Source organism: Tamlana sp. I1 (assembly GCF_015355625.1).
Classification (GTDB): Bacteria; Bacteroidota; Bacteroidia; order Flavobacteriales; family Flavobacteriaceae; genus Pseudotamlana.
This window is the reverse complement of the sequence record NZ_JACLAF010000008.1, coordinates 97,549-118,139: the sequence shown is the minus strand read 5'-3', so window position 1 is coordinate 118,139 and position 20,591 is coordinate 97,549. Positions and strand designations below refer to the sequence as shown.

15 protein-coding genes and 1 riboswitch are annotated in these 20,591 nt (G+C 34.3%); of the genes, 2 read left to right on the top strand and 13 right to left on the bottom strand.

Annotated features, from left to right (window positions below; translation table 11 throughout):
- From nrdG to H6X70_RS08760, 5 genes are all read right to left on the bottom strand, one after another.
- A complete protein-coding gene (gene nrdG / locus H6X70_RS08780; RefSeq protein WP_194767304.1) occupies nucleotides 1-453 on the bottom strand; it encodes an anaerobic ribonucleoside-triphosphate reductase activating protein in 453 nt (150 codons plus the stop codon).
- A 117-nt stretch (nucleotides 454-570) separates the two neighbouring features.
- Nucleotides 571-760: riboswitch (cobalamin riboswitch) on the bottom strand.
- Between the two features lie 130 nt (nucleotides 761-890).
- Nucleotides 891-1,175 (bottom strand): addiction module antidote protein, encoded by a 285-nt coding sequence (locus H6X70_RS08775; RefSeq protein WP_194767303.1) that lies wholly within the window; start codon nucleotides 1,173-1,175, stop codon nucleotides 891-893.
- Between the two features lie 191 nt (nucleotides 1,176-1,366).
- Complete coding sequence (locus tag H6X70_RS08770; protein ID WP_194767302.1) at nucleotides 1,367-1,744, bottom strand: hypothetical protein; 378 nt, start codon at nucleotides 1,742-1,744, stop codon at nucleotides 1,367-1,369.
- 32 nt (nucleotides 1,745-1,776) lie between these two features.
- Nucleotides 1,777-3,222 (bottom strand): DUF5689 domain-containing protein, encoded by a 1,446-nt coding sequence (locus H6X70_RS08765; RefSeq protein WP_194767301.1) that lies wholly within the window; start codon nucleotides 3,220-3,222, stop codon nucleotides 1,777-1,779.
- Nucleotides 3,223-3,236: 14 nt separating this feature from the next.
- A complete protein-coding gene (locus tag H6X70_RS08760; RefSeq protein ID WP_317171463.1) occupies nucleotides 3,237-6,035 on the bottom strand; it encodes a TonB-dependent receptor in 2,799 nt (932 codons plus the stop codon).
- Nucleotides 6,036-6,169: 134 nt separating this feature from the next.
- On the opposite strand from H6X70_RS08760, the gene H6X70_RS08755 reads away from it, so the two are divergent.
- Nucleotides 6,170-7,216, top strand: a complete 1,047-nt coding sequence (locus H6X70_RS08755) for an endonuclease/exonuclease/phosphatase family protein (protein ID WP_194767300.1) — start codon at nucleotides 6,170-6,172, stop codon at nucleotides 7,214-7,216.
- A 119-nt stretch (nucleotides 7,217-7,335) separates the two neighbouring features.
- Complete coding sequence (locus H6X70_RS08750; protein WP_194767299.1) at nucleotides 7,336-8,079, top strand: hypothetical protein; 744 nt, start codon at nucleotides 7,336-7,338, stop codon at nucleotides 8,077-8,079.
- Nucleotides 8,080-8,082: 3 nt separating this feature from the next.
- Here the strand turns inward: H6X70_RS08750 and H6X70_RS08745 are convergent, their stop codons facing one another.
- The 8 genes from H6X70_RS08745 to uvrC form a co-directional block, all read right to left on the bottom strand.
- On the bottom strand, nucleotides 8,083-8,520 hold the full coding sequence (locus H6X70_RS08745; RefSeq protein WP_194767298.1) for a hypothetical protein: 438 nt from the start codon (nucleotides 8,518-8,520) through the stop codon (nucleotides 8,083-8,085).
- A 113-nt stretch (nucleotides 8,521-8,633) separates the two neighbouring features.
- Nucleotides 8,634-11,192, bottom strand: coding sequence for a TonB-dependent receptor (locus H6X70_RS08740; RefSeq protein ID WP_194767297.1), 2,559 nt, complete (start codon nucleotides 11,190-11,192; stop codon nucleotides 8,634-8,636).
- 299 nt (nucleotides 11,193-11,491) lie between these two features.
- Nucleotides 11,492-13,111 carry a glucose-6-phosphate isomerase gene (gene pgi, locus H6X70_RS08735; RefSeq protein WP_194767296.1) on the bottom strand — a complete coding sequence of 540 codons (1,620 nt, stop codon included), beginning with the start codon at nucleotides 13,109-13,111 and terminating at the stop codon, nucleotides 11,492-11,494.
- 20 nt (nucleotides 13,112-13,131) lie between these two features.
- On the bottom strand, nucleotides 13,132-14,472 hold the full coding sequence (locus H6X70_RS08730) for a peptidoglycan DD-metalloendopeptidase family protein (protein WP_228530315.1): 1,341 nt from the start codon (nucleotides 14,470-14,472) through the stop codon (nucleotides 13,132-13,134).
- Nucleotides 14,421-15,347 carry a tryptophan 2,3-dioxygenase family protein gene (locus H6X70_RS08725; RefSeq protein WP_194767295.1) on the bottom strand — a complete coding sequence of 309 codons (927 nt, stop codon included), beginning with the start codon at nucleotides 15,345-15,347 and terminating at the stop codon, nucleotides 14,421-14,423. Before H6X70_RS08725 ends, H6X70_RS08730 begins: the two co-directional genes overlap by 52 nt.
- Nucleotides 15,348-15,352: 5 nt before the next feature.
- A complete protein-coding gene (locus H6X70_RS08720) occupies nucleotides 15,353-16,135 on the bottom strand; it encodes a DUF3108 domain-containing protein (protein ID WP_194767294.1) in 783 nt (260 codons plus the stop codon).
- Nucleotides 16,136-16,409: 274 nt separating this feature from the next.
- Entirely contained in the window at nucleotides 16,410-18,611 is a 2,202-nt protein-coding gene (locus tag H6X70_RS08715; RefSeq protein ID WP_194767293.1) for a patatin-like phospholipase family protein, read from the bottom strand.
- Between the two features lie 57 nt (nucleotides 18,612-18,668).
- Complete coding sequence (uvrC, locus tag H6X70_RS08710; RefSeq protein ID WP_194767292.1) at nucleotides 18,669-20,468, bottom strand: excinuclease ABC subunit UvrC; 1,800 nt, start codon at nucleotides 20,466-20,468, stop codon at nucleotides 18,669-18,671.
- Nucleotides 20,469-20,591 lie beyond the last annotated feature (123 nt).

The following is a 20,591-nucleotide window of genomic DNA, read 5'->3' as shown; positions in this document are numbered from 1 at the left end:
TTATGGGGTTTTAATGAATAAATGATTCAGTTGGGTATTGGATTGTACTTCTATAAATTTCTGATTGGTTGTAGAACTATCAAGACCACCTAATTCTGCCTGCCAACTCCCTGTTTTCAACCAGGTTAAGTTTTTCAAAACAGTAGGATTTATGGCGTCTTCTCCTGTATAAAGGCACGTTTTATAGCCTTTATTTCGAGCCATTTTTAAATAATATGCAAGCCTTTCGGGGTGCCATTCGCCGCCCATAAATAAGACACAGGTTGCTAACCCTTTGTATTTATTTAAAATTTCTAAATAAATAGCTTCAGTTAATTTTTTACCAGTTTTGGCTTTCCATAGAAATGGCGAATGGCAACCTTCACATTGTAATTGGCAACCACTAATACTAAAACACACACTTATTTCTCCAGGCACTTCCTGCAAGGCCATGTGTATATTGTGATAATACATAGTACGATAGTATTACCGATAAAACCAAGTTCTATCGAAACATTAATAAATAGTCAAATTGGTACAGATATCCTTTATTTGGATGATGTTGTGCCAGCAACTTTTTTCCCGAAAGTTGGACATGATTTAGAAAGAGGCAGGTCTTCTGACTTACTCTAGTAATTACGTCTTCCCATTTGATTTTTTCAAATAGTGACCAAAGAATGTAACACCTTTTAAGAGCTTACAGCTGCGGGAACAGTTCAGGATTTACACCCAATTCCCTTTTAATCCTAATTAGTACGACGCCTAATTTTAGAACCAAATTCTATGCTAAAAGTAGTGAAAATAAAAACTGAAATTTTTAAGATTAATTTTATGTTTTCAACAAGATATTAACCGCAATAATAAAATGTTGGTAAACAATAATAAACACAATGACTTTGTGTAGCAATGCTTCAGACAGAAGTTGGATGCACTTGAATTTGACCTCCAATTGCTTTTAATACTTTCATAATTGTTGCAAACTGAGGTTTAGCGCCATCAGATAATGCTTTATATAAACTAGGCCTGCTTAAACCTGTTTCTTCCGCTATTTTTGTCATTCCAATAGCTTTAGCAATATGCCCAATGGCATTTATGATATCTGCATTATTTCCTTCTTCTAAAACGGTATTAAGATATTCTGCAATCATTTCTTTACTATCCAAATAATCTGCTATTTCAAATCTTGAAGCTCCCATTTTTATGTGTTTATTTTTTTAGCCCTATGTCAAATTCATTTGTTTTCTCAATAAAGAACATAAAAACTGTATCTACTTAGATACAAATTTAAGAATAAAATTTGGATTATTTAAAATGATATTGAAGTTGAAAACAGGAAATATCTATCAAAAAACAGCGACTCTATAAAAAATGAGCTAGACAAAATAAACTAAATAGCCTTAGACAATACAAAAGCCAAACCTAAAATAACCATAGGCAAAAACCAAAGCACCCAAATATTGTAGCCTAATTTTCTGTTTTTAAGCATTTTGGCATTTAATATTTTGCGTTTTCTACCGCCGTACTGCATCCAGTTTTTAAAATATATGAAGATAACAACCAATGTGAATAATATCCATGCCTTGGTTGCCGACATGGTTGCCACGTTCATTTGCTTAAAAAATCCAGCAAAAAACACCCCTAAAAGCAATAGCAAACTACATTGTAAAAAAGTGACGTAAAAAGTCGCGATACGGTTGGCTTTTTTACCTTTTTTGGTTTTGTAATATTGAAAAAAATGAAAGAATAAGCTATCGAATATGGTCATTTTGGTCTTTAAATAATCCTCAAAGGTAAAAACTATTCTACATAATCAATGCGAATATCGTCCAATTCGTAAACCCCATCAAAAGATTCTTGTCCGCTGCCCGTATATTTAAAAGCAATATGCATGGTTCCGGTAGCACAAGATAAATCTACAGTTCTAGAATTAAACCAAGGCACAAAAGAATCGGAGTCCTTTACCACATAAGCTGCTGATAATACGCCCCAGGTTGCCTCAGTGACCCCACCTTCTGTTCCATCCCAATCCAAACTATACAACACTTCCATAAAACTAGAATCGGTCAAACTATTTGAGGTTTTAAAACGAAGTGTTTCACCATCCTGAGCATCTAAATTAATCGCTGGTGTAATTAACCAACCTATATTACTCGTGTCTCCAGAACTCGCACTTTGAAACCGTGCCGATCTCCCCAAAGAGGCATTAGAAGATGTTGAAGAATAGCCTTCCCAAGCTTGGGTTCCTGCTTCCATATAATTCGTCCATCCTTCAATTTCTATGGGTTTGTTATTTTTTTGAGCTTCAAAATCTTCAGTTAATAAATTTCCAGTTCCAAAAGCTGAAGCAATACCACAATTTAGCTCTAAGGGATCACAACGTGTAGGACTTTCAAAAACCACATTTTTAGAGCTATTTACTGCTAAAACATTAAAATCGTCGCCATAATCTCTACAAAAAATGCCGGTTACCTGGCCTTTTCCCTGCGGTACGACTAGCGATTTAAAATCGGCATAAGTACTCGTTTGCAACATCATGGAAACGCCAGAATCACAGCTTTCTAAAACCCGAAAACCATCAAATTCATCAAAAGATTCGCTAGCAAAAGTGGCGCCCATTTCAAATCGGTTTAACTGCATGTTTTCTAACTGAATTAGTGTATTCTCATCGCTTTCAGTTAAATCTTCTATTCGAACTATTTTAGGTGAAATCGTTTCTATATCACTGGTTCTTATGATGATGTTTTTATATTCTGAAGCTTGAATTTGTTCAACCGAAACTCCATTTCCTTTACCTATACTTATTACACCACTGGTTTCGCCAATGGTTAAACCATTCATTTTTACATATACTTTTTGTCCGAATTGATAGGTTTCATACAAATTACTCACATTCACATCTAGTCGAAAACCTAATCTCGGGTCGTTATCAGGATTGCTTGCATCAGTTTTATTTTGAATGATTAATTCTTTAAAAAAGTTACCCGATTTATCTGAAGACACTACATAACCTTCAATGTATAAATCGGTTTCAGAACGCACAATTACAGTTGAATTCCCTCCGTTAACAGCCTGTTCGTATAACGCTCTAATACTTTTAAATGTGGTTATTTTATCTGCTGAAACTTCAAAATCATCAATTGAAACATCAGGCAGTTCATAATCATCCGTTTTTACGCAAGATGACCATTGAAGCGCCGAAATAATCAGTAATATTAAAATTCTATGATGATTTATTTTTTTCATGATTTCTACATTTTTCAAAAACTAACATTTAAATTCAAAAAGTATGTGGTTCCGCGACCATACCAATATTTGGGCCCGAAAACGGGCGTTTCCAAAGCTTTATCATCGCGTAATTCCCTATAATTGGCATTTCTAGCTTGCTCAAAACCACCTGTTTTATAAATTTGATTTAAAAGATTGTTGACGCTCGCAAAAATACCAACGTAATATTTACTCAATTTCCATGATTTTCCACCTACCAAATTCACAACCATATAAGCATCAAAACGCTCTTGCTCTAATAAGGTTTTGGCTAAATCTTCATCGTAATCGTTAAACACGTTGCCGTCAAAATCGGTATTAAAATTAGAGGAGCGCGTTAAGGGATTCACATCTAAATAAATATTTGAAAAGAAATTCGCTGTCGCCCCAAACCACCAAAAATCGGGATCACGATATTCGAATCCCACAGAATAGGCGTTTTGTGGTCCTGTTGCCAATTTGTAATGCTTCAATTTTGTTTCACCAAAATCCTTCATTCCGTCTACAAATCCAGCTGCAACAGCATCGTCATCAGGTTCTGTGGTAAGCATTAAATTGGGGTTATTCGCATAGGTAAACTGCCCAACAGAAGCTGCCCCTTTTAATTTTATGGTTGACGTTATTTGAGCTTCAACCCCTAATTCTGCTCCAACATGTTTTTTAGCAACACCTTGTAAAATTTCCTGAACAAAAACCGCGTTATCGCCACCTACACCATCGGCAAAATAAAAAGCGATCTCATTGGCATTGCTTATATTAGTATAATAGCCCGTTAATTTGGCCTGCACCATGGAAGACCGAAAAATATAACTGGCATCGACAGATTGTATTTTTTCTTCGGAAATATTAGGAACGATATTATGGTTTTCTCTGGAGTTTGAAAAGGTATTTTGAATGCTTGGAGCCCTTTGTATATAACCCGCATTGAAATTAAACAGGTGTTTTCCTGAAAATTTATAAGTGCATCCACCCTTTGCCCCAAAGCCTATAAAGCTTAATTTTTCACCTTTTCCTAATGAATTATCAGGAAATCCGCCATTTTGATACAACCCTTCCCGCTGATATGAAGTGCTATTAAAACTACCTGATATATAAAAATCGACAACACGATAGGAAAATGTGGCTTGTGCAAATGCGCTCCATGTTTGTGCATACATATTATAATGATATTTGAAGGTTTCACCCACACCAACCAGTTTATTTGGATGCAACAAATCGTTTTGAGCCTCATTGATGTTTGAAGCAAAAGCATCGACATCCAAATAGGTTGAAGCTCCCAAAAGGTCTAACACATTGGCGAAATTTTCAGATTTTAATGTTTTAAAACTCACCGATGCATCGAAATTTACATGTTGATTAATACTTTTATTCAAAATAGAATTCATTGTAAATTGGGTATCATCAACGCGGTCTTCATATAAGGCATAAATGGCATTACCGCCTTGTTGTGCATTATTCAAATTGGCATTATACATAGCGTTCCAATCGATTTGCCCATCATTCTGAAATGTTTTTTGAGCGCGATAAGCAGGGTCTAAATCATCAGGGAAATTGCGTTCAAAATAACTTGGCAGTTTTTGGTAGTAGGTCGGACTCGGGTTTGCCCCACCACCTTGCGGCATGCCGTCAATTAAATCGGTTCCGTTATAATCCAAACGGCTATTTCCTAGCTTCCCAGTTTGATATCCTAAGTTTGTATTTAATGATGTTTTAGAATTGATATTCCAAAAATGATTCAACATTACAATAGGCTCGTTAACTTCTTTAATTCTAGAATTGCGTTTTTCACCTTCTTGAAACCCCCAATACTCATTGTATTTTATATCTTTTAAATCGTAAACCTCTTGGGTGTTTGGTGATGATTTTCCACGCAAATTAGGCGTGTAAATTCCTGTAAGATTCAAACTGTGTTTCTCTGAAAATTTCTTTTCTATGGAAGTAAAAAATGAATTTGCACTGTATAAAGTTGCGTCTTGATAACCTTCATTACCCCAGCGTCGCCCTAATGAAATGGTAAACGCCCAATCGTTTTTCAACAATCCTGAAGCATAAGTTCCCATAATACGATTAGAATAACTCCTATTGGACGACGAATAGGTAAAACGCACACCTGGCCTAGCCTGAGAGGCACGCACATTTATATTTGTGGCGCCTAAAACACCTCCAAAACTATAGGTTGAAGGTGCCAAGCCCATAGACAATTCCTGATTGCGAAGCACATCATTAATACCGCCCCAATTACTCCATTGTGGTCTGCCGTTATACGTTTTATTCATTTCAATACCATTAATATGAACCAAACCATTGTTAGAATCTAAACCACGAACTCTAAAAAAAGAAGCACTAAATTCAAAAGCAGCCGTGCGTTGAAAAACATCTAAAGAAGCTGCTAAAAGTCCAGAAATATTATCGGAGGCATTGGTGTCGTCGTTTAATTCGTCATCGGATAAAGTGATTGTAAATAGATTGTTTGCAGACAAATCTCGGTTTAAAACCATATCGGTAATATTTACCGTTTTTCCTTCATTTACAATTATGGGATAACGTTTTGTAAGATAGCCTGATTTAGAAACAATCAGCATTTGTTCGCCCAATGGCAAATTTTTATCAAATATAAATTCACCTAAATTATTGGTTGCTGTTTTAAAATCAGTGCCTTCTAAATGTATGTTTACAGCTTCAAGAACTTCTAAAGATTCGCTGTCTTTTACACTTCCTTGTATAACTGTGGTTTGTGCCTGGCAACACATTGAAAAAAAGACCCCTAAAACAAACAGTAAAGTTTTACTCACATAAAATATTTAAAACCAAAATAGGAAAAATATTAACTTATAAGAAATAAAAACCTACAAAGTTGATTGTAAAAACATTAACTTTGACTGTGATTTCATCTTAACAGAACACTAAAACACTGTATTTCAGAAACATGTCTAAATCAAAATTTATCATTTATTTTCTAATTCTAAGTTTATTCACGGTCTTAAATGCACAAGAAAAAAGGTTCAAAATTCACACAGTGGCTTTCTATAATCTAGAAAATTTATTCGACACGATAAACGACCCTAATAAGTTTGATGAGTATAGTCCGATTATGGAAATTAAAACAAACCGCGGCGAGGCTTACAAACAGAAATTACACAATATGGCTCGTGTTTTGGCTGATATTGGCGCAGATGTTACACAGAACACACCAAGCCTCATTGGGGTTTGTGAAATTGAAAATGAAGCTGTTTTACAAGCACTTGTAAACGATTCTTTGTTAGGAAAAAATGAATATAGCTTTGTGCATTTTGATTCGCCAGATGTGCGTGGCATCGATGTGGCGCTTTTATACAAGAAAAATATTTTTAAACCATTACAATCTAGTAGTCATGAACTTAAAATTTATGATGAAACAACCTCAAAACGTATTTACACAAGAGACCAGTTACTGGTTAGTGGAAAACTTGAAAATGAATTGATTCACATTATTGTAAACCATTGGCCATCCAGACGCGGTGGTGAAGCACGAAGCAGACCAAAACGTATTGCCGCTGCAAAACTGAACAAACACCTTGTAGATTCGTTACAAGCTATAGACCCGTACGCAAAAATAATTATGATGGGCGATTTAAACGACAACCCAAATAACGGAAGCATAAAATCTATATTAAAAGCTGAAAAAAACAAAAACAAAGTAGGCTTAAAAGGAATTTATAATCCGTTTATGAACTTCTACAAAAATGGTTTAGGAACCACCGCCTATCGAGATTCATGGAGTTTATTCGACCAAATTATGCTTACAAAACCATTGCTTGATAAAGATTATTCCAAACTAAACTTTTACAAAGCTGGAATCTACAACAATAACTATTTAATCCAGCAAACAGGAAAATACAAAGGTTACCCCTTTAGAAGCTGGTCTAACGGAGGTTTTAGCCATGGATTTAGCGACCATTTTCCTGTATATATTTATCTTATTAAAGCGCTTTAAACTGAAACCTATTCAATTCTGAATAATTTTTTAGAGGCTTCAAACAAATTGAGAGTTCTTTTTGTGTTCTTCATTAAAATATTTAATTTTCAAAATTATACCCAAATTAAAAACTACTTATGACTATTAAAAAAATCAACCTACTTATGCTCCTTTTGTTGGGAGGAATATTCGTTTCATGCAGTTCGGACAACGAAAACACTTCAGAAGATGAAAATATAACTCAGCCAATCTGCGAAACCCCTTCGAATTATATTTTTCAAGAAACCAATGCATTCATACAAATTGAATTTGAAAATGGTGCATTTAGTGACGCTACCAACTGGAAATTTGTTACTTCTAACGAAGTTTCTGGCGGTAAATATGTTGTATGGCAAGGATCTGATTTATTTAACTCACCAGGGGTTGATGTAGTAAGTTTTAAACTAAACATTAAAACTCCTGGCATCTATCGTTTTATATGGAAATCGGCAGTTACTGAAGGTGACAATGGCACTGAGCATAACGATTCTTGGTTACGATTTGCAGATGCAAGCGATTTTTATGCCGAAAAAAATGATCTAAAAATATACCCTAAAGACACAGATAAAACTCCAAACCCTAACGGCTCCTCGAAAGATGGCTGGTTCAAGGTTTACAGAGGTGGAAATGACTTAGATTTTAAATGGCAAGCCAGTACGTCTGACAATGATGCCCATAACATCTATGTGCAATTTGATAGTGCCCGTGAATACACCATGGAAGTTTCAGGCAGATCAAAAGGTCATGGAATCGACCAGTTTTTACTTTTTCAAGAAACTAAACATGATTTGAAAGACGCTACAGCTTCAACTGTTTTTAATGAAATTATTTGTGGCGATTAAATTTTACCCCAACCAAGTACTCCAAGGAATTCTAGACAAGAATAATACTAAAGCTATGGAATAAAATATAGCAATGGTTTTAAGTTTTGCTTTAGAAGTTAATTTTCTTTTGTGTTTAGAATACCCTATAGTAATTAAAGCAATTGCTAAAATATTTATAAAAGGGTGCTCTACAAGGTATAAACGCGCTAAAGAATTACTCATCACTTTACCTCCTAATTCGCTCCATAATTCAAAACGAGGCGATACAAAATACAAGACTAAACCAATTAATAGTTGAATATGCGACACGATTAAAGTGAATAAACCACGTCTGAAATCATTATTTTCATATTCCTTATCGCCTAGTGTTTTAAAAATAGCCGTTACAGCTGTAATGGTTAAAACAATAAGCACTAAATAGGCCCAATATGAGTGTAGTGATAAAACAATGTCGTACATAATTCGATTTATTTATATTTTGAATAACAAATGTAATAATTAAAAAGATAAAAAAACCGCTTCTAGATGAAGCGGTTTTTAGATATTATAAATTCTTGTTGTTATGCATTAATTTAGAAGTTAACACGAATACTTGTATTCCAAGTTCTTCCGTAACCAAAACGCCCTGTATTGCTTTTATTAACACCTTTATAGTTATCAGCGGGATTTGCTGAAGCCTGAGTGTTTCCATTTACAGATTCTAAATAAACCTCATCGAAAACGTTGTCTACGTTAACTCGAAACTGAATTGAGTTTATACCTGCTCCAAATAACATGGTGTATGAAAACCCTAAATCTACCGTATCGTAAGATGGCATAGATAATGGCGCCAATTCTAAAGACCCTGTTGAAAATATATCGTTATACCAATTCCATGCAGCATCAAAACTTGCTCTTGGTAAAAATTCATAGCTACCGTTAACACCACCTGTTACCTGTGCGGCGCCTCCAACATTAAAGCCGTCTATTACAATTTCTTCATCGGAACCAATTTGGACACCATCATTATCAAAAGTTCTCTGGGTCGCATTATCTTTAAACTGCCACTCGCCTAATGATAAATAACCATTCAATCTTAAATGCTCTAATGGACGTGTCATCACTTCCAATTCGGCACCATAATGCACTTGCTTCACACCTAAAGTTTGGAAACTGATATAATCATCACCATTTTCACCATTATTATTTATTAAAGTTCTATTGCCCCATGTGGTGTGGTATGCATTTAAATTAACTGAAATGGCTCGCCCTCCATTAAATTGATATCCTCCTTCAAAACCTGTAATTTCCTCATTACCTGCTTCAGGTTGTAATAATTCATTACTTCCTCTATCATTTTTATATAAATTTTCATGAAAAGGCTGACGCGAATAATATCCTGCATTAACAAATAACTTGTGCATACTGCTAATCTCATAAGCCGCACCAACTTTTAGGTTGTAGCCCATATTATTTATTTTACCACCTTTTTCGCCTTCACCTGGAGTAGAAGTATTTAAAAATTCTTCACGCACATGAGATTGATTAGATAATGCACCTTGGAAAAAGGTTGAAAATTTATCTTTAGAATATTCTAACTGACCAAAAATACCGCCGTAGTTAATTTGTTCTTCATAATCGTAACCAAAACGTTGTAAGTGATCTGTGTTAGGGTTAAAAAACACTTTCCAAGGATTAATACCACCAGCTTCAGTTAAGTAATAATCTTGATTGTTATTATAAGCTGAATTTGCTTGAACTGAATCTACCGAAATAAATTCGCGAACATCTCTAAAGTGAATTCCGTTATAAAAACGCACATCGGCACCTACGTTTAAGTTTAAATTTTCGGTTAATTGGTTGTTGTAGTTTGTTACTAAACCAAACCAATTATGGTTATTGTTTGAACCTCTAGCGTATAAAAGTTCACCTGAATTTCTATCGGTGATAGACTGTGCAAAACTTCCTCGACCCATCGATCCATAAAGCACTGTAGATAATGAAGAATTATCGTTTATAGTCCAATCCCAGTTTAAATTGGCAACCGGCTTATGATAAATATTTCGTCCGCCAGGATAAACGTTATATGGTCCATCAAGTGTGTTAGGACTATCAATACCATCAAAGTTCCATGGGTTGTAACGACGCCCTCTTTCACTATCTAAAAAATCGCCAATATCTGCACTTCCTGCTACAGCATGCCACTGTGGAGCACCAGTGATTAAGAAGTTAATGGAATGATTTTCGTTTGGTTGATATCCTACCGAAAAGAAATAAGTTTGACCTTGCCCTTGGGTAAAATCTACATAACCATTACCTTCCCAATAGCCTAACAAACCTGAGAACGACCAACCTTTATCGTTAACTCCTGTTGAAAAATAAGCATTCGTCTTTAAATAGTTATCGTTACCAAACATTTGCTGCACAAAACCACCTGCTTTTTTATCAATGGTTTTAGTTACGATATTTACTGTACCACCAACTGAAGAAATGGCTAGTTTTGAAGCTCCTAAACCACGCTGAACTTGTATAGCATTTGCTACTTCAGTAACACCTTGCCAGTTTGACCAGTACATTTTACCATCTTCCATACCGTTAATAGGTTGTCCGTTTAATAAAAATGCAATATTTGTTTGATCGAAACCACGTAAATACATCTGACCATCACCAAAACCACCAGACTGAACCGTTTGAACAGAAGGGGTTGATTTTAATAAAACGGGTAAATCAAAATTACCTGCCTTTTCTTGAATTTCTTTAGCTTTAATTGTAGAAACAGCCACTGGAGTTTTTCTGTCTTCAGCTAAATCTACGACACCAGAACCAATAATAACTACTTCATCAAGTGAGTTGTCAGATTCTAATTTAATGTTACCTAAATTGGTGTCTCCTTTAAAATTTACAGTTACCGAGGCGTAACCCACATAAGAAATAATAAGCTGTCCAGATTTTTGTTTTGAAACTAAAGTGAAATTTCCATTAAAATCTGTAGTTACTCCGTTTGAAGTTCCTTTTTCAATAAGATTGGCTCCTGGAAGCGGCATGTTACTTCCAGCTTCTAAAATGGTTCCTGAAAGTTTACTTTGTGAAATTGCTGAAGCAGTCACCATAAGACATACCCATAGCAATAGTGAGGGAATTTTTGTTTTCATAAATTAATTATTAGAATTAGTCATGGCAAAAATACATATAAAATTCGTGTTAATATTATCTAAATGTTAAGACATCAGTGTTTTACACTATTAAAAATATCATTCTAAAAAAATAATGTTAACACAAAAAGAACCTTAAAATTTATCGAAAATGCTAAAAAAGCAGCAAGAATTCTAAATATTTAGGCAATGTATACTAATCCTAATTAAACTTTATTTTAAAAAAAATTTCATGAAATTATAACAAAAAAAAAGCACCATTTAATAAAATGATGCTTTTACTTTAATTCCTATGAAGCTTATCTTATTGATTTATAGTAATTCAATAAGTTTTGAGTTGAAGAATCATGTGTGTTTTCTCCTGACTCATCAAATTCTTGTAAAATTTTATTAGCCAACTGTTTTCCTAGTTCAACACCAAATTGGTCGTAACTAAAAATGTTCCAAATAATGCCTTGCACAAATATTTTGTGTTCGTACATCGCTATTAATTCACCTAAACTTTCTGGAGAAAGCTTGTTAATGAAAATTGTATTTGTTGGCTTATTACCTTGAAAAACTTTAAAAGGCACTAAGTCTGAACTTGCTCCTTCAGCCTTAACTTCAGCCTCTGTCTTACCGTTTAACAAAGCTTCAGTTTGTGCTAAAAAGTTAGACATTAATTTATCTTGATGATCTTGATTACCGTGCAAAGACTTAGTAAACCCAATAAAATCGGCAGGAATTAATTTTGTTCCTTGGTGAATTAATTGAAAAAACGCGTGCTGCGAATTCGTCCCTGGTTCACCCCAAATAATGGTTCCTGTTTGGTAATCAATTGGGTTTCCGTTACGGTCTATACTCTTACCATTACTCTCCATAATCCCTTGCTGTAGATAAGTCGCAAATTGATTTAAATACTGAGAATAAGGAATAACAGCTTCACTTTCGGCATTAAAGAAATTGTTGTACCAAACGCTAATTAAAGCTAAAACCACAGGGATATTGGTTTTAAAATCTTCATTTCTGAAGTGTTCATCCATTTTATTTGCCCCTTTAAGTAAAGCATCATAATTATCGTAACCTACAGCCAAACTAATGGTTAAACCAACCGCACTCCATAAAGAGAAACGACCACCAACCCAGTCCCACATTGGAAACACATTATTGGCATCGATACCAAAAGCTTGAACGTTTTTAATGTTTGTAGAAACCGCAACAAAATGTTGTGCAATAGCCTCTTGATTAGCCGATTTTAAAAACCACTCCTTAATTGTATTGGCATTTGAAAGCGTTTCTTGAGTTGTAAATGTTTTTGAAACAATGACAAATAAAGTCGTTTCTGGGTTTAATTTTTTAATGACTTCGTTAACATGATCGCCATCAACATTACTTACAAAATGTGTGGTTAAATCATTTTTATAATACTGTAAAGAATCTACAACCATAGCTGGTCCTAAATCCGAACCTCCAATACCAATATTTACAACATCGGTAAATGCTTTTCCTGTATAACCTTTACGCTGGCCAGTTACAACTTCGTTTGTAAAGCCTTTTATTTTTTCCTTAACGGCATAAATTTCGGGCATTACATTAACGCCATCCACTTTGAAATCAGCGGTTTTAGGCGCTCTTAAAGCGGTGTGTAAAACGGCTCTTCCTTCGGTTTGATTAATTTTTTCTCCTGAAAACTGACTTTCAATAGCTTCTTTTAAATTAACATCTTTTGCTAGTTCAAGTAAGTGTTTTAAGGTTTCTTCAGTAATTCTATTTTTTGAAAAATCGACATAAAAATCTTCCCATTTTATTGTGAATTTATCTGCTCTATCTTTATCAGATGCAAATAAATCTTTCATGTGAACATCTTTTATGTTTTCAAAGTGCTCTTGTAATTTTCCCCAAGAATTGGTAGTAGTAGGCTTAATTGTTGGTAGCGCCATAAATAGTTGTTGTTTATTATTTAAGAAATTAAATTTTCGTTCGGTTCTATAGTTTCGCCTTGTGGTTCTTCAAAATCTTCAGGTTTAGCTTCAAATTGAATCCCGTCAAGCTGTGCTTTTATAGGTTTTATGAAGTCTAAATATTCCACCTTTAAAGAATCTGATATAGGTTTCGCTTCTGGTAATTTTTGTTTGAAAGGATCAACTTGTTTTCCGTTAACCCAAAAACGGTAACATACGTGTGGACCGCCAGTGTTTCCGGTCATTCCTACCCATCCAATAACATCGCCTTGCTTTACAAACTGCCCAACTTTTACGTTGCGTTTACTCATGTGAAGGTATTGTGTTTCGTAAGTGGCATTGTGTCTAATCTTTACATAATTACCGTTTCCTCCACGACGTTCAGATTTGGTAACCGTTCCGTTTGAAGTTGCCATAATAGGTGTACCTATTGGCGCCGCAAAATCGGTACCTTTGTGTGGTCTTACTTTAAAACCATAAACTGCAATGCGACGTTTTAAGTTATATCTTGAAGAAATACGACTAAACTGAACTGGCGCTTTTAAAAAGGCGCGACGCAGGTTTTTAGCATCTTCATTAAAATAATCGACAATACCTTTTTCGGCATCAGTTTCAAACTGAAAAGCATAGAAAGGCTCTTTATTATGCTCAAAATAAGCTGCTTTAATATCGTGAATACCTGTATAAATAGTATCGTCAATGTATTTATCGGTATAAATAACTTTAAAGCGATCGCCTTTTTGAAGTCTTCTAAAATCGATAGTCCATGCGTAAATTTCGTCAGCCAGCTTATATGCTAATCTCGGACTTAAACCTTTATCTAATAAAGTTTCAGAAATACTGCTATTTATTACACCAGTAGCTGTTTTCTCAACATAAGTGATTGGCTTTTTCTTGGTATAAGCTTGAATGGAATCGTTAAAATCGATAACCACATATTCTTCCAAATTGGGCTGATAAATAAAACATTTTGGGGTTTCTAATGAATCTTTAGAACATAAAAGCGTATAAGGTTTCCCTAATTGAATCCGTCTAATATCAAAGGTAGCTTTAGCTGTTTCGGCAATATTGAAAATTTCAGGATAACTAACTTTATTACGTTCTAGTATTTCACCAAAACTATCACCAGACCTTACGGTATCGCGTTTTACAACAAAATCGTTTAAATTATAACCAAATTCATATACATCTTCAGGTTCTTCAACTGCTGCTATTTCTACTTTTACTAATGGTACTTTATTTTTTGGGGTTTCTTTACAAGCTGAAAAAATTACAACTAATAATACTACTATTCCTCTGCTATATTTGTTCCCCATGCTTCTTTTTCTTTCTCTGTCCATAATTTTGGAAAAAATATTCTTTTTTGATATTTCGGGTGCATGTATTTCACCCACTCACTTCCTCCGGTGGCTTCGGCAGTTTCGCCACCAATATTTAAATAATGATTTGCCGTATTGTAATGTGCCATTACCCATGTTATATTCACTGTATAATCGTAGTGACGCATGGCTTTTATTAAAGCTTCATTTTCTTGTGAAGCTTTTGGCAACGCTTTAAATTTACTCCACAAGTTATTGTTTTTGTAAAAGCGCGTAAAATTAATGAATTCCGATTTATACTTCTGTTCAAAAATTGTTAAAGTATAGCTCTTTTTTCCCGTAACAAAATCTTTTCCAGCAGCTTGCCAATATAAATGTTCGAAAGCATGCTCGTAAGAACTGTCGCGATCAATGGTGTCTCGGAAGCGTTTGTCTATAAGATTAATAAGTTCTGTTGAAGCAAACTCAATTTTTCTGTACTGCGCACTTTGAAAACCACTAGCTGGCGTTAATGTGGTTCTAAATTTATTATACTGCTCCACATCCATACCGTCTTTCATAATGCTAAACGAAGATGTAAGCACATCGAAATACCGGCTTATACGCATTATTTTATCTGTAAACAATTCCGCAGTTAAATCTTTTGCATTCGCGACTTGATCTATTTCGCTAAGCACCATTTTGAATAAAAGTTCGGAAACTTGATGGTACATAATAAAAACCATCTCGTCTGGAAAATTAGTACGTGGTATTTGAAGATTTAATAAAGTATCTGTATGAATGTAATCCCAATAATTAATAGGCTTGCTGTGTAACAACCCCTCTAAATGGGTGTCTACATCTTGATCAATAGCTTCGTATTTTTCTTTGAGTTTTTTTGTGATATCAGATTTCAATCTTCCTAGTTTTTAGCACTGGTTTTAAAAGGATGTTTTAAACCGCTAAACGCTTCTAAATCTGCTCTTAACGATCCTACAGCCAAATCTGCCTTGATACGCAAAGGTACTTTATTTTTATCTTTCGATACCCAGAGCGTTAAACTTTCTTCCTCTTTAAACACACGACCTGCCATAACATAGGGCCTGAATTTTAAGGAACGAATAGGGCCAAAATCGGTGATTATAGTTTCTTCACCTAAATATTTAAGTTTAAAACCATAGTTTTCATCATCAAAAAACATATCGATTTTAACTTCATGACCAACTTTAAGCGCCTTAGTATCTAGCTTGTTGCGTAAATAATAAAAAGTAGACACCATATCTTGTATGTTTGGCTTAGTATCAATAACCTTTTTGGTATTATGTTTTAAATCGTTTACATAAGCTTTATTATTTTTTTGATCGAAGTCTATTACTAAATTTTTAGTATGGCCTCCTTCATCAATCTTTCTTACAAATTTATAAGGCATTATAGTTTGCTTATCAAAATAACTTTCATAAAGATCTTCCACCTCAAAAAACCATTTTATCATGCCTGTGGTCCAACCTTTACCAACAACATGATACACTTCCTTGCCTGCAACTTCGCCTTCTTTTACGGTAAGTGTAGCGTTTCCAGCTTTAAACCAGCTGCTATAACTCATTTTAAATTTAAACCATTCTCCAACACCAAAAGCCGATTCTTCTTGAGCGATTCCCGCTTGCATAAATCCTAAGGTGAGTATTATAAGTAATGTCTTTTTCATTGTTTTTTGCAACTATTTTGAGTGAAACGCGATTTCAATTTGTATTAAGGTGTCGCAATTACCATTCCAAATGTATAAATTTAATCCTATGGATGCGCTTTTGAATTGTTATTGTTTTGTTAGACTTTTCAGACGATTCTAGTATTTAACAATCCTAATCTAAAGTATTCAATTTCTTATCATAAAAAAAGACTTCGTTTGATTAATTGTATTAAAGCATGAAAATGGAATGCTTTTAAAATAGATAGAAGTTGAGTTTTTTTTAGTGCAGAGCTTAAAACCAAAAGCCCACATTAAAAAACCATTTACTAGCGCCTAATTCTGGCGAATAACTGTATTTAAGCTGAATGGGACCAACAAAGGTTTCTACACCATAACCCAGTGAATAACCGGTATAATCTGGAAGTGTAAACCATTCGCCTGTATCGAAAATATCATCAGCGATATTCGACCAGTTTCCTTCAAGGGTGATGTGTTGCTTTTTGAAAATTTCATAGTCTGCAGAAAATGATGCTTTCACATAACTATTTCCTGTTAGAGTCATAAAATCGTATCCTAGAAACGGAATGAAATTGTTTATTAAATGATTCCCATATCCGCCTAATGCAAAATCTAATGTTCTATCCGATTTATCGCCAAATTTAAATCCGCCACTGGTTTGTAGATTAAAAGCCAATTTATTTGATACACTAAAGGCATAGCCCATATTTGCTTTTGCAATCGAAAAGTTTTTAAAATCGCTTCCTAGTCTTGACGAAAATAAATATAAATTAAGATGCCCATCAAAATACACGCCTTTTGTAGGAAAGTAAAAATCATCATAAGTATCTAATTTTAAATTTCCGGCCAAGCCTAAATAATCGGTACTTCCAAAAGAATAGGCGTTATTATTAATCCCAGCAAGATTTTCGGTATCTACATCTAAATACTTATGCTCGATTCCCATACTTAAATAAAAATCTCTTCTAAACAAGGTTTGCAAATAAAATTGATTGGTAAAATCTCTAAGTCTTAAATCGATTTTATTTAAATTTTTAGCCTCAATTTCTTCCGCTTCTAAAAGCAAACTGGCACTAACTTTCTTGTCGAATTGATTGTATCGCGATCTTAAACCGACACTCCAATAAAAACCTCTGTCGATTAAGTACTCGAAATTATAACGCACATTATCGCCTAAAATTAAATCTAGGGACACCATATCGTTTTTAAAAAGCATCTTTTTTTTGGTAACATTTACAAGCACCGCGGTTTTATATAACTGGTCATAATGCACACCAAATTTGAGATACGATCGCACCGAAGATTCTGTGATATTAGCTATTAAATCGTAACCTTCACTGTTTTTTGTTTTCTTTAATTGATATTCAAAAGCATCAAAATTATTAGTTGCTACTAAATTATCGACCCCTTTTGTAAAATCTTTATAGCTTATTTTTTCGTAGTTTTTAAATTTCAGCTTTCCTAAAACATAAGCTCTGGTATAATTTTCGTTTCCTTTAATAAGGATTTGATTAATTTTAATACTATCTAAGTTTGTGGGCTTAAATTCTTTTTTTGCTTGATCTGACTGATAAGTAGGCAAAGCTTTAAGCGCTTCTAATTGGGCTAATGCCGCATCGTTGCCCGACTCTATAATATCTTCTCCACCACTAAATGAAATAATATTGAAATCTTCAATATCTGGTTTTATATAAACATCTGTTTTACCAACCTTTAATTTCATATCATCAATGGTTCGAAAATTATTTATTTGAAGTAAAACATTTGGAGCGGAAGTTAATCGTTCGCGATCTGATAATCCATCTTGTACATCGACACCAATAATTACATCCATGCCCTTTTCTCGCATCTCATCAACCGGGTAATTATTAACCACACCACCATCTACCAAAACCGTATTATTTATTAAAACGGGCTGAAATAACGATGGCAACGCAGCACTAGCCATAATACATTGCGGAAGATTGCCTTTATCTAAAACGACTTGTTGGCCGTTTTCAACATTAGTTGCCATACAGAAAAACGGTATGGGAAGTTTACTAAAATCGTCAATATTACTAACACCAATTAACAAGTTTGAGAATAAATTATAGGTGTTGTGCCCTTTAGAAATCGCCGAAGGTAATTTTATTGAAAATTTATCAAACGGTAATTTTACAGCATATTTCTCGGTATTGTCACGCTCGTAAAACGTTTTTGATGCCCGAGGTAAATCATCATTTATAATCTTATCAAAATTAACAACATGAAACAGGGAATCTAGTTGTTTTCCAGAATATCCTGCTGCATACAAACCGCCAATAACAGCACCCATACTGGTTCCAGCCACATAATCAATCTTAATCCCTAAACTATCAATCACTTTTAAAACCCCAATATGCGCCAATCCTTTTGCACCTCCACCACTTAACACTAAGCCTACTTTTGGTTTATTGTCATAGCTGTTTTGTTGCGCATACCCTAAAGTTATACACATTGCGAAGAGAATAAATATTAGAGTTTGTTGCTTCAAATGAAATTAAGGTCTATTTTATTATTCTAATTGGTCGTGATAATGATTATATACTTTCGCTGCTCTAGCAACCCCAACTACCGCTTCCAACTCATCTAGTTTTGCATTGGCAATACGTTTTGCCGATTTAAAATGTTTTAACAAATCGACAATGGTCTTTTCGCCTACACCCGTAATGGTTTCAAGCTCGGTATTCAAAGCACTTTTACTACGTCTATTCCTATGATGTTCAATTCCAAATCGGTGGGCTTCATTACGTAAAAACTGAATCACTTTTAAGGTTTCACTCTTTTTATCCAAATACAACGGAATGGGGTCGTCTGGATAAAACAGCTCTTCCAAGCGTTTTGCAATTCCAATAATGGCAATCTCGTTTCTTAAACCTAAAGCATCTAAACTTTTTAATGCCGATGATAGTTGACCTTTTCCGCCATCAATAATAATAAGTTGTGGCAAAGGCTGCTCTTCTTCAACCATACGCTTGTAGCGCCTATAAACCACTTCTTCCATTGAAGCAAAATCGTCTGGCCCCACTACCGTTTTTATATTAAAATGACGGTAATCCTTTTTACTAGGTTTTCCGTTTTTAAATACCACACAAGCCGCCACAGGATTTGTACCTTGAATGTTCGAATTATCGAAACATTCTATATGTCGGGGTTCTTCAGACAGTCTTAAATCCAGCTTCATTTGTGCCATAATGCGATTGGCATGCCTATCGGGATCTACAATTTTAATTTGTTTGAAACGCTCCATCCTATAATATTTAGCATTTCTTAAGGACAAATCTAAAATGTGTTTTTTATCGCCCAACTTAGGAATTGTCACTTTTAAAGACGCGCCTAAATCTACTTTAAAAGGTACATAAATTTCTTTAGATTTGGAATTGAAACGTTGCCTAATTTCAGTAATGGCTAATTCTAAAAGTTCCTTATCGGTTTCGTCTAATTTCTTTTTTATTTCTAACGTATGCGAACGAATAATGGCACCATAGGACAGTTGTAAAAAGTTAATATACCCATAACCTTCGTCGCTCATAATTGAAAACACATCAACATTGCTAATTTTAGGGTTTACTATGGTTGATTTGGATTGATAGTTTTCTAAAACCTCAACTTTTTCCTTAATTTTCTGAGCCTCTTCAAACTGTAAATTTTCTGCAAGAGCCTTCATTTGAAGCTTAAACTGCTGCAATGAATCTTTAAAATTCCCTTTTAATATTTCGCGTATTGCTTTTATGTTTTCGTTATAGGCCACTTCGGTTTCCAAGCCTTCGCAAGGACCTTTGCAGTTTCCTAAATGGTATTCTAAACAAACTTTATATTTTCCAGCATCTACTTTTTCTTCAGATAAATGATAATTGCAAGTACGCAATCCATACAAGCCTTTTATTAAATCCAATAAGGTATAAACGGTTTTTAAACTGGTATATGGCCCAAAATATTCGCTACCATCTTTAAAAACGCGACGTGTAGAAAACACTCTTGGAAAACGTTCGTTTTTTATACAAATCCACGGATAAGATTTATCGTCCTTCAACAAGACATTATAACGGGGCTGATACTTTTTTATTAAGTTATTTTCAAGTAAGAGAGCATCGGTTTCTGTATCGACTACAATATGTTTTATATCGGCAATTTTACGCACCAACACTCTTGTTTTACCGCTATCATGATTTTTGGTAAAATAAGAAGTTACCCTTTTTTTGAGGTTTTTAGCTTTTCCTACGTAAATAATTGTACCTTCTTTGTCGTAGTATTGATATACTCCCGGCTGACTTGGAAGGGTTTTTAATTGTATCTCTAAATTAGGGGTATCCATTAGCGTAAAGGTAATTATTTTTAATTTTTTAACAGAAATCCGTTAGCATATTAAACTGTTAAATAAAATGAAGTTATTTATCTTTGAATGAACTAATTCCCTACATTGCGCCACTTTTTAAAA